The following is a 15,533-nucleotide window of genomic DNA, read 5'->3' on the forward strand; positions in this document are numbered from 1 at the left end:
TAGTTAACGGGAGCTTATTAGTTCCCGTTTTTTATTGTCAATTTTGAAACGGTTATCAAAAAGTTATCAAAACGAGTTATCAAAACCACCTGAAATTTGAGCAATTAAATTACGATTTTTATCCAATCTTTCCCTCGATCATCATGGTATTTATCTGTTTGAATTTGGTTTTTATGACCCAGCAAATCTTTAGTGTTTATACCTTGTGCTCGATATAACCTTTCAGATAAAGAGCGCTGTTCGTGAAATGTTGCAGGTGTTCCTTCTCCCCAATCAATATCCGTTTTATTTCTCGCCTTTTTAAAGTTAGTCGTTAGTGTATTTGCTGTAACTTGTTCGCCACGTTTAGATTGTGAAGTGGTATGAAAATAATGAATAAGATAAGGGCTAATAACGCGATCACGACAACGAGCAACAACTTCACGTAATGACATATTTAATTGTTCAGAACGTAGTGATAATGGAATAGCTAATTTGGTGCCAGTTTTTTCTTGGATAATATGTAAATGATCATCCCAAATATCACTAAACTTCATTGCCGAGATATCACCTAATCGTTGGCCTGTAATAAGTGCAAGCAACATGGCATTGCCCATATAACGATGTTGTTTGTCAGCAATCTCAAATATCTTTTTCCATTCATCAAAATTAAGGCGTTGGCGTGTTACTTTTCGTTTCGGTTGTTTAGTGGCAAGGGCAGGGTTATAACCAGGAGGAACTTCACCTGCATGTTGTGCTTCTTTAAACACATCAATTAAAACAGAACGAATAACTTGTGCCATTCTATGCTGGCCATTAGATTTATATTCATCAAGGATCTCAGCAATATCTCTGGCATCAACTGCGGGTAATGGTTTCATGGATAAGGTTTGTCTCATTAAATCGACTGGCTTCCTTTTTTGTTTATATGTATTTGGCTTTATATCACCTTCTTTTAAACGTTCTTCTTGAATAGCCCAGTATTTATCTAACCAAGTATTAACCGTGATTTCTTTACCTTTAATTTTTGCCACCCGATCACTAATAGCCATAACTTGTCGGCTTCGTTGTTCTGCTAACCTTGTATTAGCTTCAATGGCTATTGCTTTGGCCTCGGCTTCATTGTCACCGAGGGCATGATATTTACCTGTTACAGGATGGCGGTAACGCCAATAAACCTTGCTGGCTTTACGACTAAGTAATGGGTAAAGATTAGGAATATTGACGTTATTTTTACGAGGTCTGGCAGCCATCTTTGAGGATCCTTTGTAAAATAGGGTTATCGTTGTTATTGATAACCGGTGATGTCAAATTACCGACAAGGTCGGCATCTTCTCTCACGCGCCAAATGCCACCTTCTTTCCTTGCTGGTGGGTAGAACAGGCCACCACGAGCATATCGTTGTAGCGTTCCTAACTTTGGTGGACGACTTTTATATCTTTCTTGAGCCCACTCCTCTAAAGTCAACATTTGCATATTATTCTCTCCACACAATATTTAGGTAATAAAAATCCCTCTCGAATTAATCGAGATTAAAATTCCCTGGTGTTGCTAATAAAAAATAAAAATGGATTTACACTTCACACAATAAGAAAGGGCACTAGCGAGTTGACATAATCCTGATAAGACATTTCACAAGTAATGCCAGCACCCTTGCTTATTGTTAGATATGATAAAATGGCTGACTGAGCAGAACATTATCACCACTCCTCCAGTGTTGGTTTAAGACTCAGCCAGCCATTGTTTCTCTTCACACTTCAAATATTGTGCCTGATTATTTTCCCACCTCAGGCGGTGGTGGTTTCTGCTATTCCCCAACAGACAGAAATTGGCTATTATTAATACACCCCAACAAACAGAAGGATGATTTAATGATAACTTACGAAGAAAAGCAGCTGCCTAGAAAACCTGCGCCACTCCATAAACCAGATAGCCAAGTACCTAGAAAGCCAGCACCTCAACCAAAACCACAAAAATAAAGGTATTACAATGAGCAACCAAGAAGATATTTTCAGAATCACATACTCTTACTATTTAAATGAAATGCAGAGTGTTTTATTGGATCGTATTGATAAACTCATTTCATTTTTACTAATTGTTCTTGGTAGCTCCGTTATGGCTTCTGGTTTCAATTTATTTATAACAGGACTATTTATTGCTTCCTTGTCTGCTTTTCAGTTTATCTATCAGCCCGGTAAGGCGTCTTACTTAGCTAATTCAAGAGCTAAACAGTATCTTTCTTTAAAGATAAATGCGGAAAGCCAAAAACTAAATGATGAAGAAGTCCATAAACAGTTAAGCGATCTTCTACAAAGCGATATTTCTACTTTTGGTACCTTATGTAATCCCGCATTCAAAAGAGCGTCCATTCAATTAAAGCTAGAGGACGATACTGAATTATCTAAACCCGAATCATTTGTTGCTTGGGTTGCTGGTGATTTACCCATATCCCAACGTAACTAATTCTCTTCACACATAAAAATCATTTAATTTGTATCTGAATAGCGCTTTTGATTCTGCACTTATCTATTTCAGCATCCAGTTTTTCTAGTTTATCCACCAGCTCTTCACGTCTTGCGTTTAACTCACCGAGGACTTTGATAGACGATAGTTTCTCTTTCATCCAAGCAACAACATCTGCATCAGTGAAATTGGCTGGCGGTATGATTACTGGTTCAGTTGTCATGATAGTTCCTACAATTCAATTCATTTTTCATCAACGAATGTTATCTTATAGATTTATTATATGCATTACGCGCAAATGCGTCAAGCGCATATATTGTTTTTATCAAAATAGGAATGGACGGATTTTATCCGTTTGACTTTTTATTTATGTCTTTAAAAATCTCATATTGGAATGCAGATCACTTCTTTGGAGGGGGAGATGGTACAAAAAAGCCCTCGCGAGGAGGGCTCTATATAAAACTAAGATGGCAAATAGCAATAAGATTGGGGGGCAGTAATTTTTTTTCCAACTATTTCGCTGAACTTTTTCAGTGATATAGGATCGTCGTATTTTATAACCTCACCTATCTCAATTGCATAGGCGGTACATCGTTCTTGAAAGTATTGATCAAAAAAATGTTTACTAATTCCAGAATGTGAGCTTGTTTTTTCCCAAATTGAATGTGGCTTGTCTTGAAGAACTCTTTTTATATAAAACTCTCCAACAACTCGTCCCACAGGTAAAGTGGAATATATCACAACCGATGTTACCGACTCATTTTTAAAAATACCTTTTCTAAATTCGTATCGTTTAGAACCTTCTAAAATTTTAGATACAAATTCTGGCTTAATTGATAATAATACTTTCATCGGCTTCACTTAATTTCAGAATATCATTGAATTGCTTATCACTTATTTTTAATATACCCCAGTATGCTTTTCTGTCAATACCTACATCATCTATAAGAGATGCCCTATTAGGCCTTTTGGGTAATGCCAAATTATATGTAAAACTTATGATATAAGGAAATTTTCTTTTTCTATAAAAATCAGAAAGTACTTTTTCTTCAAATACTGAGTACCTTATACAATATTGTATAAAATCATTTTCATCCTTGAAATCATCAATATTCTTTACATCTTCCACTATGCAAACTGATGTAACCACAGATCTATAATGAGCTTGACCTTCGATATCTGTAGTTCTATATATCACAATAATATCATTGGGTTTTATATCCTTAACTGCATCCATCTTGCATATATAAACTTTTCTTATGCTATTTGTATGGGATACATCTTGGAGGATATCATTAGATTCATTTTTCAATATAGAGTCAGGGAATAAAATTGAGTGAAATTCTGGGTAAATTGATAAAATATATTTATTTTGTTTTTTAGTACAAGTAAACCTAGGGTAATCAGAAAATATATTATTAGTAGATGTACTTGAAATCATATCTTTTAATAAAACGATTTCTTCCCCATTATCACTCTTTTTTTTCGCGTACTCTTTAAAACCATATTTTTTAAATAAATCAATTAAGTATTTATGCTTACTAAAAACAGTTACATAAATATCGTCAACTTTAAATGACAAAGCGTTATCAAATATTTTTTTTAAAAAACGCTGTCCTCTTAAAGTTCCTTTTCGATTAAATTTAAAGGTGCCTACTTTTAAATGTTTTCCATTTTTTATATTAGGGATTACATCCTTAACAATACCATCTTCTATTTTTAAATATAAGAATCCATCTATGTTTTCGCCTTTATCTTCATCATATAAGACGTAAGCTTTTTCATTCCTATCATTAGCTTTTTTATTAAACCACTCTATAAATCCATGTTCATAATCACATTTTAAGGATTTAAAAAAGACATCATCTAAATTAATATCCTTAAAAGCTAGATATTTCAAATTATCCATAATGAAGACCTTAAGTTAAAATGTTTCATTAAAACGTGTCATCGGGCCATTGTGACTAGTCAATCAATGGTGGAACAAGGGTTAGCTTTGTTTCACCTTCGCATTTATCAATATATTTTGTAGGCTTAACTATAGCTGATACATAATGCATAGTATCAACTTGACCTGGAGATAAAGTTATTGGCTTATGTGAGTTATTGATACTGGTAAACTGGTAGTCACCATCTCTTGTCTTGTTGAAGATTTTAATCATATTGTGTCCTTCAACGGTGCGAACAAATACTTCATCACCAGATCTGACATTGGTGTTTGGTTCAACGACAACAAATTCACCAGATTGAATGCGTGGCCACATACTGTCGCCTTTAACTTTTAGGCCGTATGCATCAGCATCGTCACTATATATTTTTAGCCAGCCGTTGTGGTCCTCAATCATATCAACAGCGCCATCAACACCCAAGAACGCCTCACCTCGAACTTGAACTAAACCAGAAGGTATCTTACCAATCAGTTCTATTCTATCTGGCTCTGGTGAATTTTCAGTAAATAAATCAGCAACAGATACGCCTAGTGCTTCAGCTATCTTTACTAAAGTGTTTTCTGTGTAGCCTTGTATATTTCTTTCAAGGCGAGAAATGTTACCCACATCGCTATTAATAGCGGTGGCCAGCTGAAGGATTGTTAATCCTTTTTTCTTTCTTAGTTCTCTAATTCTTGTTCCTATTTTCATTCCTCAATTCAACTTTATTTATGCGTACAACACAAAGCGTGTTGCGCATATTTGATTCTATGATAATATGCGTATAACGCATTTAAGGGGGCTATATGCAAACACCATTAAGGAAAATTCGGGTAGAGCTAAACCTAACAATTTCAGAAGTGGCTAATGCCATTAATTGTGATGTAGGAAATCTTTCACGATTAGAAAGAGGTATTCAAACAGCTTCTTTGGAGCTGGCTGAAAAATTAACAGCTTTTTATCGTGGGAAAATAACTGAGTTAGAGATCTTATACCCACATCGTTATCAGCAACAAAATAGCAAAACCGTTTAAGGCAGTTAACTACAAGAACTTATCAATGGTGGTAGGAAATGAGTAACCAATCAATAAAACAAGTTGTGAAAGAGATGTGTGAGGCAACAGCTGGTGGGCGTGAAGCGATGGCTGGGGCGTTGGGTTTATCTCTGACTTCATTCAATAACAAATTGTACGAGAAAAACGGCTGTCGTTCGTTTGATTTAAACGAACTATTAGCGATGCAAGATATTTCTCAGACTGTTTTATTTGCTGAATTTGTCGCTCGTGAATCAAACCGCTTACTCGTGGACAGAATTAGCCCTGCTGATTTAGATCAGACAGAACTATTCACATTACGTAGCAATGTTGACGAAATGCAGGGACGTTTAGCGTTATTGATGAAAGATAGCCTGGCTGATGGCGTTATTGATAACGAAGAAGAGCAGAAAATAAAAATGATGTTAGATGGATTAATTTCGCAGATCCGAACATTTATGAATGCGTTTGTTTCGTTACATCAAAAGAGAAATTAAAGATGGCTATATCCAGAAAGGGTGAAGCCAACGATGTACGGTCGCTGGCTTCGGTTGCAAATTTCAATTGTGTGAAGAGAAATTAGCATGAGTAGATTATCAAACTTAGCATGTCGCACGCAAGTGCGAGCTTCAATACGTGATGGCCGTTTTGTCTATGAAATTAAAGTACCAAATGGCTACCAAGAAACCAACTACCAATTTATGCGTTGGCTGGTAGATGATTTTAATTCAAAGAATGGGCTGAGGACGAGGCAATGAACAATGAGAACCCAAACCAACTTGATCGCTACTATAAAAATCACCGAGGTATCGTTGTTCATGTTGTTCGTTATGACAGAGAAAAACAGCGCGTTATTTTTATGCTGGATGGTTGTGACGACCCACAGTGTGAACCTGTACAGCGTTTTAAAGAGAAGTACACACGTATTAAGTAATGAGGTGGCAAGATGAGTTTATTATTACTAAAAAGTCGCCCTTTAGTCGTTATTCCTGAATTAGCGGTACGTCTTGGTTTAAATGAGGCGATGCTGTTACAGCAAATTCAATATTGGCTAACTGAAACTACTTCAGGTGTTGAATATGACGGTTCACGCTGGATTTATAACACAGTTGAAGAGTGGAAGAATCAATTTCCTTTTTTCTCTGAATCAACGATTAAACGTGCTTTTACTAATTTGAAAAAGCAGGGTGTTTTACGCATCGAGCAAATCAATAAATCGAACCATGACCGCACTAATTATTATGCGATTAACTACGATCACCACTTGCTGACCGATGAGGTCAATATGACCCAATCGAATGGTGATAATTCATCTGATCGAGCAGTTCAAAATGACCTTATCGATAAGCGCAAATTGAAACCGTCAAACAGTTCAAAATGCGCTGTTCTGAACGGGTCAAAATGGGCTGATCTTACAGAGAATACAACAGAGATTACTTCAGAGAGTACAACAGAGACTAACTCTTCTTGTCAGGTTCCTATTGAACCCGACAACGCTCCTGAAAAATTAATTTTGGATTATTTCAACAAGGTGACAAATTCCAAATATCGTGAAGGAAAAACAACAACAGGGCATATCAAGGCGCGATTAGCAGAAGGATTTACCTCTGAAGACTTGATATTAATTACGGATTACCTGACAGCTAAATGGCAAAAAGATCCCAAGATGCGTGATTACTTACGCCCTAAAACATTATTTGTTCCTGAAAACTGTATTGAATACCAAGATAAGGCGATCAAATGGCGTGATGCAGGACGTCCTGAATGTGTGAATGGTCGTTGGTTAAAGCCTGGAGAAGTTTCAGTGGAAATTAACACGGTTGAACGTGATGAAACTTTTAGAAAAATGTTCACCTCAGGCTGGAAACCTGAAAATCGTATTCAAGCATTAGCAGTCAAGCAAGCAAAGAAAAATGGTCTTGGCCGTATGAGTGAAGTTGCTGGTTTAGCTTCATTCCGTGGTATCTGGAAACAGGCGACAGAACAAGTTGCACTGGAGGCTAAGTGATGATTGATTACGCACTGAAATTACAGGAGTTAAAAAGCCAACCTGCTCATAAATTAAAAGAAATTGGTGACCAATGGCAATCACCAGATAACCTTTACTACGGTATCAACTCTAAATATGGACCGTTTACTTTAGATTTATTCACTGATGGTCAAAACAGTAAATGCCCGCATTTCTATACCGTTGAGGACAACGCACTCACTCAAGATTGGGCTGAAAAACTGAAAGAGATCGGCGGTTCAGCATTTGGCAATCCTCCTTACTCGCGTAGTTCATATCACGAAGGCCAGCCTTTAACAGGTGTTGGTCACATCATGAGTCATGCATTAGCTATGCGTGAACAATACGGTCGGTATGTTTTTTTATTAAAAGCAGCTACATCAGAAACATGGTGGCCAGAAGAAGCTGATCACGTTTGTTTTATCCGTGGACGTATTGGTTTTGACGTTCCTGAGTGGTTTGTTCCCGCAGATGAAAAACAGAAACCAACGGGCGCATTCTTTGCTGGAGCAATAGTTGTTTTCGATAAAACATGGACGGGTAAAAAATTCGATTACATTCATCGTGATGAATTAGAGCAAATTGGCAAAGCATTTATTGAGCAAATGAAGTGGCTGGCGTCGAGAGGTGTTGCATGAAAACGACGGAGCAAATACTGAACCAATATAAAGAGGGTGACAAGATTGATCGCCATATTGTGAGTCGTGATTTAGGCATTGCTCTATCTAGCTCATCGAGAGCATTGTCATACCTGAATGGATTAGGTGCATTAGTACGAGTAGGCAATGAAGATCGCCCTGTACGTTACATTGTGACCAATGAGGCGGAGCGCATTTACCAAGCGATAATTGAAGAGCGCAAACTAGGTGAATCGACCTACTTGCAAAAACTGAAAACACAAAAGGCCAAAAAGCGCGCATTACCCACAATCAAATGGGTAAAACATGCCACCTCTAATTTTGATCTCATGGGTAAATTGCCAACAGAACCTTATGACTCATTAGTCAGAACAGCAAGAGGTAATCATGCTAACTAAATATATTCTGTTCGTTGGGTTTTGGTTTGTAGTGACATTGCTAATTGGAGTGTGGGGGACTTATGCCTGAACTTATTCTCACATTGCCATTTCCACCTAGCGTTAACTCGTATTGGAGAAATATTAAGGGCCGAACGCTGATCAGTGAAAAAGGGCGTAAGTTTCGAATTAACACGATCGCCTCTGTCTATGAGCAACTAAAACGAAAACCTAAAGCTATTAAAGAAAATGTCTCTGTCCTAGTTCGTTTATACCCACCAACAAAACAGCGCAGGGATATTGATAACTTTTTAAAGGCCCCATTTGATGCATTAACACATGCGGGTATTTGGGAAGATGATCAGCAGGTAAAGCATATGGATGTGATGTTAATGGAAGTCGTAAAGGGTGGAAAGTTAGAAATCACTATCCGCTCATTTAATAACGTGATGTACGGTCACGAATAAAACGTGGAGAGAAATAGCATGAATGGATTAATTGTTATTGATGGTTTTCAGGTTCGTAGAGATATAGCCGGTCGCTATTGCTTAAATGATTTACATCGAGTGTCAGGTGGTGAAAAACGACACCAACCATCGAACTGGAGTTCATTGGCTCAAACGAAAGAGTTAATTGATGAAATTTCGACCGCTCCTGAGATCACAGGAGCGCCTATTGCCACTGTCGCTGGTGGATATAACCAAGGGACGTATGTTTGCAAAGAATTAGTGTATGCCTATGCAATGTGGATCAGCGCTTCTTTTCATTTAAAAGTGATCCGTACCTTTGATGCGATAGTATCACAACAGCACCAGGAGAAACTCAGTGATAAGGTTCAAGCGGGTGTGATACTACTGGAATCGATGTCTAAAAGTCTAAATTTTTCGAATTCATCAAAGTTAGGCGCTTATCAAAAATTACAGGTCATGGCAGGATTACCTGAATTAGCACCTGTGTATGCGATTGATGCACCCAGTGGATCTATGGATGGCTCCAGTCGTCCAACAGTTGCATTATCAACACTGATCAACAAACACAACCTACCTATTTCAGCACAGCAAGCCTATAAGCGATTAGCCGAACTAGGCATTGTTGAACGTCTATCACGCCCAAGCACGAAAACTGCTAGCAAAACGAAAGAGTTTTGGTCTGTTACGGCTAGAGGTTGTCAGTTTGGGAAGAATATGACGAGCCCTAATAATCCTCGTGAAACCCAACCGCATTTCTTTGAGAGTAAAACGGATGAGTTGATCCGTATGGTGATGTTGAATAAACAGGTGAGCGCATGAAGTTACTGTTAACGCCGTATATTCAAAAAGAATTGGGGGTTGTGTTGTTGAAACCTGGAGCTGAGTTGCTTGAGCAATTTAGAAACCATCAACGCGTAATTATTAGTGATGTGCCGAAAAGTTTAGATGTGTTGCCCTCAGGCGCATTAACCGGTGATGAACAGCCGATTTTAAATAATAAGCACATTGTTCAGTTTCTCAATAGCAAACCGGTGATCCACACCATAGATAAAGTTTCACCAATGGATACGTGGGTCGCTCATCATATTCATTGTTGTCAGATTAATAACGATGCAGATAACTATCATCATCATGAATTGGTGATCACATTTCATGAAGCGGGTGTGATCCGCACTTGTTGGTATCACGATAATCATATTCGAAACTCATCAGCAGGGTGGGTTGCTGAGTTGGCTCATAAAAATCGTATTGATTGGATGTTAGATACTATTCGTTTTCGTTTGAGATTAGATGATGGCCACCAGCTGACGATACCTGATTTTTTCACCTTTGCTGTTATGCATAACGTTATCGATGAATTACCTGATGCCATATTGCGGAGAGTGTTGGACTGGCCTGATAAACCCAAAGAACGAAGAGTGCACGGCGGATTTCCTGAGGCTGATATTGTTCCAAATGAAATATCAGCATTATCTGCAATGAGCGGGCGTTTAGAGGCGATAAAACCGGTTATTAAAGTTGCTGTCGATCCGGAGCCACCAGCCTCATTTCTGCTGAAACCTAAAATGCAACGTTGGGAAAATACCCAATGGTTGCAATGGGTAAAAACTCAACCGTGTTGCGTGTGTGGGCAACAGGCTGATGATCCGCATCACATCATCGGTCATGGTATGGGAGGCATGGGTACTAAAGCTCATGACCTATTCACTATTCCATTATGCCGCATTCACCATGATGAGTTACATCGAGACCCAAAACAATGGGAAGCGACTCACGGCAATCAACTCGAATTGTTATTTCATTTTTTAAACCGTTCTTTAGGTATCGGTGCATTTATTTAACGTGTGTACGGCACGAGTGGAGGAAATATGCCAATTTATGCGCATGACTTGAAATATTTAAGTGATATGGCATCGATAGCTACATCAAACTTAAGGGCTTCAACAAAAGGTCAGTTAGAAGCATTTGAAGATTTTGGGTTAACAGACACGAGAGCAACACCAAGAGTTAGAATACGAGATTTAAAATTAAATGGTCGTTTTGTTTGTCGTGATACCGATCCAATCTATGTATTAGAAACTCGCTGTCGTCGAACACCAAAGCCGATGATAGAGCCTGTGGATTTTTTATTATGCTCATGGCGTAGGGCTATCAATGCATTAAGTGAAGAGCAACACTCATGGATAATGTATTGTTATGGATATAGTTTGAAATTTGAGCATCAAGTTAATATCAGTGTTCATGTGTGGTCTGAATTTGAAAAACAGCATAAAGGTAAAAAGATAACTAAAAAAGTTAAAGAACGACTAAGATCATTAGTCTGGTTATCGGTTCAGGCTTACACTAGGCGTAATTATTCACAAACAGAGCTGGCTCGCTTGGTGGGTGTTAAACGTAATAATTGGAAAATGAATTATGATATATATTGGAATAGCCTTTTAGATATTTGTTGTGAGTTAGATAAGTCGGCATTACTTTCCATGAGGCGAGTTAGAATAGAGCTGATTAATAAAAATAGTCACGACAACTTGCAAAAATGAACAAAATAAGCGATATTTAAGTCTAATTTGGTATGTTGCCAAAATTGTTTATAACCTCGCCTTTGCGGGGTTTTTTATTGGCAATTAGTAGATAAGACTTGCTGTTCTCTTTGGTCAGAGTTACATGTGTAGTTATGCACAATAACTAACCAAAGGCATAAAATATCATGTTAAAACAGTGTGATATGACAACACAGGCAAGTTGTGTACTTGAAACAATCTCAAAAAATGATTGGCAAACAGTACAAGCAATTTCAAATCAAACTGGGCTAAGTAATGAAAATTGTGAGTTTTTATTAACTCAGTTTGAAATAGCAGGGTTTGTCGCAAAGCAAGGAAATAGCTATATGCGTACAGCCTAAAAAATATAAAGAATTTATAAAGCTGGTGGTTTAACCGTCATCGGCTTTTTTATTGCGTAGAAAAGGACTTCTGATGCAACTATTTAATGACGACGCGCTATCTGTATTGAAAACACTACCCGAAAATAGCATTGATTTAATTGCGACTGATCCACCGTATTTCAGAGTGAAATCGTGTGCATGGGATAATCAGTGGGATAGTGTTGAGGCATATCTGTCTTGGCTTGATGAAGTATTAGCTGAATTCTGGCGGGTATTAAAACCCAATGGCAGTTTGTATTTATTCTGTGGCTCTAAATTGGCATCAGATACTGAACTGCTTGTTCGCGGGCGATTTAATGTATTAAGCCATATTATTTGGGCTAAACCATCAGGACCATGGCGACGACAAAATAAAGAAAGCCTCCGTGCTTTTTTTCCCTCAACAGAGCGAATTCTCTTTGCTGAACATTATCAAAAGCCAGTCACGGCTAAAGGTCCTGAATTTTCTTTAAAATGCAAAGAGCTAAAGCAGAGCGTATTTAAGCCTCTGATTGATTATTTTAGAAATGCTCGTTTAGCACTGCAGGTGAGTGCAAAAGCAATAGACCAAGCAACAGGTAAGCAGATGTGCAGTCATTGGTTCAGCAATAGTCAGTGGCAATTACCTAGCGAGGAAGACTACAAAAAGTTACAAACACTGTTTACACACATTGCTGATAAACAAGAAAAGTTATCGCCGTTATCCCGCCAGTTTACCGAGTTAGAGCGAGAACAATTCACCTTACAAAAAGATTATCAAGAATTAATAAAAGAATATGGTTTATTAAGACGACCATTTTTTGTAACTGCAGATGTGCCTTACACCGATGTGTGGGCTTATCCACCTGTTCAGTATTATCCCGGTAAACACCCTTGTGAGAAACCATCAGCTATGATGGAACACATTATTCGCTCAAGTAGTCGTGAAGGGGATCTGGTTGCTGATTTCTTTATGGGATCAGGTGCAACACTGAAAGCAGCACTAAAACTTAATCGAAAGGTTTTAGGTGTGGAGCTTGAGAGAGAGCGATTTGAACAAACCGAGCAAGAAATAAAAGCATCAATCCGTAAGTAAGTCTTACAAGTTCAACTCTCCGGAATTTCCGGATAGTTCACATGTTCGGTTATTCCGAACAACCTATTTTGAAGATCGAGTAAGCGGTCTTTTTTCGTATAAGAGAGATAGTTATGAGTAATCAAAATTTAGAAGTGTTAGTTAATACGTTGTCAGCACAAGTAGTAAGTCAAGGTTATCAAATAGCAGAGTTACAAAAACAGCTCGCTAGTATGCAATTAACGAGCTGTGAGTTAGAGGTTATTAAGAATGCCATGCTCATGGCTATTTCTAATAACTCTATTGAAATAAAAGAAAGTAATGGTGCTACTACTTGCCAGTTAAAGCCTTTTTAGTTACTTGACCTACTAACGCAATTTGCTCTTTAACTGGTAGTTGTTCATTCCACTCTAGAGCTTTATCTAACATTCTGAATAGGCGTTCTTCTTTATTTTTATCATTATCAGTTATTAGTTTTGCTAACAATGAAAATAGCAGAGGTGTGGTATGCGCCATTTCTTCTGCCTTAATTCGTGGATCTTTTATTTTTTCAAATTCATATTCCATGATGTTTCCTTACCGAAGTTAATCAGCCATTCCTTCGGTTAATTACATTGGGCTGACCTATTAGTTTAACTTAAGTTTTATTTTCTCACGTTTAACTCACTCACATTAATCATCAACGGACACTCCGTAGGGGGTGTATATGCGCATGGACAAATTAACCAATGCTACCTACGGAACAGCTGGCTTGACTGCCTTTTTTGCAAGTCTCTCACTTTATGAGTGGGGCTTTGTAATAGGGATGGGATTTAGCATGCTTCTTGGATTAGCAACTTATCTGATGACACGGCGAGAACAGCGAAAACGAACAGCGTTATTTGCTGAATTAGTTCATCGAAATTGTTCTAGTGACCCGCGAGAAATCGAAAAAATCGTCGGTGAGATGCTGACTAAAGCTAAAAAGGACATCTAATGAACCTAAAACAAAAAGTGACAGCTGTTGCGAGTGCTGGTGCGGTAAGTATTGCACTAACAGTGATTGGTTATTTTGAGGGGGTGCGTTATGAACCTTACCGTGATGTTGCTGGAATTCTGACGGTTTGTTATGGACACACTGGAAACGACATCATTCAAGGTAAGACCTATACACAACAAGAGTGTGACGAGTTACTGCAGAAAGACTTTATCAGAACGCAACAGCAAGTCGATATCCTGGTTAAAGTGCCGGTCGATGATAAAACAAAAGCTTCTCTATATTCCTTTGCCTTTAATGTGGGTACCACAGCTTTTGCACGTTCTACATTGCTAAAGAAATTAAATGCTGGTGATCAGTATGGTGCTTGCGAAGAAATGAAACGCTGGGTTTATGCGGGTGGAAAAGTATGGCGAGGGTTAGTCAGTCGTAGAGAGGCGGAGTCAGCGTTATGCAATGGAAGTCTTTAATCATCATCGTCGGTTTTATTCTTACATTACTCATCTCGGTCGCTAGTGGCATTTATCTCTCAATTGATAATTCATGTATTAACGATAAAGCAAGCTTAGACAAGCGCTGTCAGGTAGCTCTCTCACATCATCGGTACTAATTATGAAACACTGGAAACTTTACATTGTCGTTGTGATGGTGGGGATTGTTGCTGGTGGTTGTGCGCTGATTAATGCACAAGCGAAAAGAATTAACACACTGACAGAAAACAACAAAGAACTTACTACCGCACTCGAAGAGCAGAAGGATATCAATACTGACTATCAAGTACGCATAGAGCGACTAAGTCAACTGGATACAAGGCACACACAGGAGCTTGTTAATGCAAAGAATGAAATTAGTCGCTTGCGTGACATTAGCGAGCGTAATCCTGAGCGGGTGTACATCAAAGCCGAGTGTCCAAAAAGCACTACCACTTCCACCTCCCAGCTGGATGATGCAACCACCGCCAGACCTACTGACACCGCTATCCGAAATTATTGGTTACTCAGAGAGCGAATTGCAGAGTCAGAACAGATGATTAAAGGGTTGCAGGATTATATCAAACAAGAATGCATGGAATAAAAAAGCCCAGCATGGGAAGCTGGGCAATATTAGCAAGATATCAATTAAAGTATAGCGATAGCTACTTAGTATAGCTTAAGTAGGTATATATACCAGATTGATTATTCTTATCTATCTCCCACTTAAATAAACAGCACAATATAAAAATAACCCTGTGAGTTTGATTTCACAGGGTGGCTGAATTTAAGCAAAAAATAAATACTCATTAATCATACTGCTATTTTTATTTCGTGCCAATAGAAGAAGGCGTAGCGTTGTCGCTGTCTCCTATGTTAGCTATGACCTGTTTTATTCTCGACAGAGAGCACATAGTGAGAATCAAAAACAACGAATACCACCGTTTTGTTATTTATCGGTCATTATCAGCAACGTCAGCTGTAGGTAGAAGGAGGGGCGTGACGATGGAGAGACATAAACCTATTTAATTCTACAAACGTCATTCATTGAGTGGCGTACTTATCAGTAATAAGTCAGAGCAGGATCTCAAGGCTCAACTAGCAGATTTACGTATGCGAGCGGATCGACAAGATAATGATATAGCTGAACTCATTAGATTAAGACATGCAGATCAACAGGCATGGTCTGACGCTATTAATCGAACATGGTGCA

25 protein-coding genes are annotated in these 15,533 nt (G+C 38.2%); 18 read left to right on the forward strand and 7 right to left on the reverse strand.

Annotated features, from left to right (window positions below):
• Positions 1–104: 104 nt before the first annotated feature.
• Positions 105–1,232: a site-specific integrase gene (locus HMPREF3129_RS01225; protein WP_049217409.1), complete on the reverse strand. Its 1,128-nt coding sequence runs from the start codon at positions 1,230–1,232 to the stop codon at positions 105–107.
• Positions 1,213–1,455: an excisionase gene (locus HMPREF3129_RS01230; RefSeq protein ID WP_036894694.1), complete on the reverse strand. Its 243-nt coding sequence runs from the start codon at positions 1,453–1,455 to the stop codon at positions 1,213–1,215. The genes HMPREF3129_RS01225 and HMPREF3129_RS01230 overlap by 20 nt, the downstream gene beginning before the upstream one ends.
• Positions 1,456–1,968: 513 nt before the next feature.
• Between HMPREF3129_RS01230 and HMPREF3129_RS01235 the strand changes: the two genes are divergently transcribed.
• The gene (locus HMPREF3129_RS01235; protein ID WP_070486579.1) at positions 1,969–2,442 is read left to right on the forward strand and encodes a hypothetical protein; all 474 of its coding nucleotides are present in this window, start codon (positions 1,969–1,971) and stop codon (positions 2,440–2,442) included.
• Between the two features lie 19 nt (positions 2,443–2,461).
• Here the strand turns inward: HMPREF3129_RS01235 and HMPREF3129_RS01240 are convergent, their stop codons facing one another.
• The 4 genes from HMPREF3129_RS01240 to HMPREF3129_RS01255 all read right to left on the reverse strand — a co-directional run bounded on the left by HMPREF3129_RS01240 (position 2,462) and on the right by HMPREF3129_RS01255 (position 5,081).
• Positions 2,462–2,665, reverse strand: coding sequence for a hypothetical protein (locus HMPREF3129_RS01240; protein ID WP_070486581.1), 204 nt, complete (start codon positions 2,663–2,665; stop codon positions 2,462–2,464).
• Between the two features lie 239 nt (positions 2,666–2,904).
• The gene (locus tag HMPREF3129_RS01245; protein ID WP_070486583.1) at positions 2,905–3,294 is read right to left on the reverse strand and encodes an ASCH domain-containing protein; all 390 of its coding nucleotides are present in this window, start codon (positions 3,292–3,294) and stop codon (positions 2,905–2,907) included.
• On the reverse strand, positions 3,272–4,351 hold the full coding sequence (locus HMPREF3129_RS01250) for an N-acetyltransferase (RefSeq protein WP_070486585.1): 1,080 nt from the start codon (positions 4,349–4,351) through the stop codon (positions 3,272–3,274). The genes HMPREF3129_RS01245 and HMPREF3129_RS01250 overlap by 23 nt, the downstream gene beginning before the upstream one ends.
• A 55-nt stretch (positions 4,352–4,406) precedes the next feature.
• Entirely contained in the window at positions 4,407–5,081 is a 675-nt protein-coding gene (locus HMPREF3129_RS01255; protein ID WP_070486589.1) for an XRE family transcriptional regulator, read from the reverse strand.
• A 95-nt stretch (positions 5,082–5,176) separates the two neighbouring features.
• Here HMPREF3129_RS01255 and HMPREF3129_RS01260 point away from each other — a divergent pair, with 95 nt between their 5' ends.
• The 14 genes from HMPREF3129_RS01260 (at position 5,177) to HMPREF3129_RS01320 (ending at position 13,230) form a co-directional block, all read left to right on the forward strand.
• A complete protein-coding gene (locus HMPREF3129_RS01260; protein ID WP_036900931.1) occupies positions 5,177–5,404 on the forward strand; it encodes a helix-turn-helix domain-containing protein in 228 nt (75 codons plus the stop codon).
• A gap of 38 nt (positions 5,405–5,442) precedes the next feature.
• Entirely contained in the window at positions 5,443–5,901 is a 459-nt protein-coding gene (locus tag HMPREF3129_RS01265; protein ID WP_036900998.1) for a YmfL family putative regulatory protein, read from the forward strand.
• An 87-nt stretch (positions 5,902–5,988) separates the two neighbouring features.
• Positions 5,989–6,162: a hypothetical protein gene (locus tag HMPREF3129_RS18600; RefSeq protein ID WP_004251659.1), complete on the forward strand. Its 174-nt coding sequence runs from the start codon at positions 5,989–5,991 to the stop codon at positions 6,160–6,162.
• Positions 6,159–6,338, forward strand: a complete 180-nt coding sequence (locus HMPREF3129_RS01270; protein WP_004251656.1) for a DUF4222 domain-containing protein — start codon at positions 6,159–6,161, stop codon at positions 6,336–6,338. Before HMPREF3129_RS18600 ends, HMPREF3129_RS01270 begins: the two co-directional genes overlap by 4 nt.
• Before the next feature lie 12 nt (positions 6,339–6,350).
• Positions 6,351–7,412, forward strand: coding sequence for a conserved phage C-terminal domain-containing protein (locus HMPREF3129_RS01275; RefSeq protein ID WP_070486592.1), 1,062 nt, complete (start codon positions 6,351–6,353; stop codon positions 7,410–7,412).
• Positions 7,412–8,050, forward strand: a complete 639-nt coding sequence (locus HMPREF3129_RS01280; RefSeq protein WP_036901006.1) for a phage N-6-adenine-methyltransferase — start codon at positions 7,412–7,414, stop codon at positions 8,048–8,050. Before HMPREF3129_RS01275 ends, HMPREF3129_RS01280 begins: the two co-directional genes overlap by 1 nt.
• The gene (locus tag HMPREF3129_RS01285) at positions 8,047–8,448 is read left to right on the forward strand and encodes a hypothetical protein (RefSeq protein ID WP_017827292.1); all 402 of its coding nucleotides are present in this window, start codon (positions 8,047–8,049) and stop codon (positions 8,446–8,448) included. Before HMPREF3129_RS01280 ends, HMPREF3129_RS01285 begins: the two co-directional genes overlap by 4 nt.
• 62 nt (positions 8,449–8,510) lie before the next feature.
• Positions 8,511–8,894, forward strand: coding sequence for a RusA family crossover junction endodeoxyribonuclease (locus HMPREF3129_RS01290; RefSeq protein WP_070486595.1), 384 nt, complete (start codon positions 8,511–8,513; stop codon positions 8,892–8,894).
• Between the two features lie 18 nt (positions 8,895–8,912).
• Positions 8,913–9,716, forward strand: coding sequence for a KilA-N domain-containing protein (locus tag HMPREF3129_RS01295; protein ID WP_070486597.1), 804 nt, complete (start codon positions 8,913–8,915; stop codon positions 9,714–9,716).
• The gene (locus HMPREF3129_RS01300) at positions 9,713–10,738 is read left to right on the forward strand and encodes a DUF968 domain-containing protein (RefSeq protein ID WP_070486599.1); all 1,026 of its coding nucleotides are present in this window, start codon (positions 9,713–9,715) and stop codon (positions 10,736–10,738) included. Before HMPREF3129_RS01295 ends, HMPREF3129_RS01300 begins: the two co-directional genes overlap by 4 nt.
• 27 nt (positions 10,739–10,765) lie before the next feature.
• Positions 10,766–11,437, forward strand: a complete 672-nt coding sequence (locus HMPREF3129_RS01305; RefSeq protein WP_070486601.1) for a bacteriophage antitermination protein Q — start codon at positions 10,766–10,768, stop codon at positions 11,435–11,437.
• Between the two features lie 167 nt (positions 11,438–11,604).
• Entirely contained in the window at positions 11,605–11,799 is a 195-nt protein-coding gene (locus HMPREF3129_RS01310; RefSeq protein WP_049210579.1) for a hypothetical protein, read from the forward strand.
• Between the two features lie 73 nt (positions 11,800–11,872).
• On the forward strand, positions 11,873–12,895 hold the full coding sequence (locus tag HMPREF3129_RS01315) for a DNA-methyltransferase (protein ID WP_070486603.1): 1,023 nt from the start codon (positions 11,873–11,875) through the stop codon (positions 12,893–12,895).
• Between the two features lie 113 nt (positions 12,896–13,008).
• Positions 13,009–13,230: a hypothetical protein gene (locus HMPREF3129_RS01320; protein WP_070486605.1), complete on the forward strand. Its 222-nt coding sequence runs from the start codon at positions 13,009–13,011 to the stop codon at positions 13,228–13,230.
• Here the strand turns inward: HMPREF3129_RS01320 and HMPREF3129_RS01325 are convergent.
• A complete protein-coding gene (locus HMPREF3129_RS01325) occupies positions 13,205–13,441 on the reverse strand; it encodes a hypothetical protein (protein ID WP_070486607.1) in 237 nt (78 codons plus the stop codon). The genes HMPREF3129_RS01320 and HMPREF3129_RS01325 overlap by 26 nt on opposite strands.
• A gap of 139 nt (positions 13,442–13,580) precedes the next feature.
• On the opposite strand from HMPREF3129_RS01325, the gene HMPREF3129_RS01330 reads away from it, so the two are divergent.
• The 3 genes from HMPREF3129_RS01330 (at position 13,581) to HMPREF3129_RS01340 (ending at position 14,924) form a co-directional block, all read left to right on the forward strand.
• Complete coding sequence (locus tag HMPREF3129_RS01330; protein ID WP_004250558.1) at positions 13,581–13,850, forward strand: hypothetical protein; 270 nt, start codon at positions 13,581–13,583, stop codon at positions 13,848–13,850.
• Positions 13,850–14,320, forward strand: coding sequence for a lysozyme (locus tag HMPREF3129_RS01335; protein WP_064506373.1), 471 nt, complete (start codon positions 13,850–13,852; stop codon positions 14,318–14,320). The genes HMPREF3129_RS01330 and HMPREF3129_RS01335 overlap by 1 nt, the downstream gene beginning before the upstream one ends.
• Before the next feature lie 142 nt (positions 14,321–14,462).
• On the forward strand, positions 14,463–14,924 hold the full coding sequence (locus HMPREF3129_RS01340; RefSeq protein WP_070486609.1) for a lysis protein: 462 nt from the start codon (positions 14,463–14,465) through the stop codon (positions 14,922–14,924).
• The last annotated feature ends 609 nt before the right edge of the window (positions 14,925–15,533 follow it).

This window comes from Proteus sp. HMSC14B05 (assembly GCF_001808035.1).
Classification (GTDB): domain Bacteria; phylum Pseudomonadota; class Gammaproteobacteria; order Enterobacterales; family Enterobacteriaceae; genus Proteus; species Proteus mirabilis.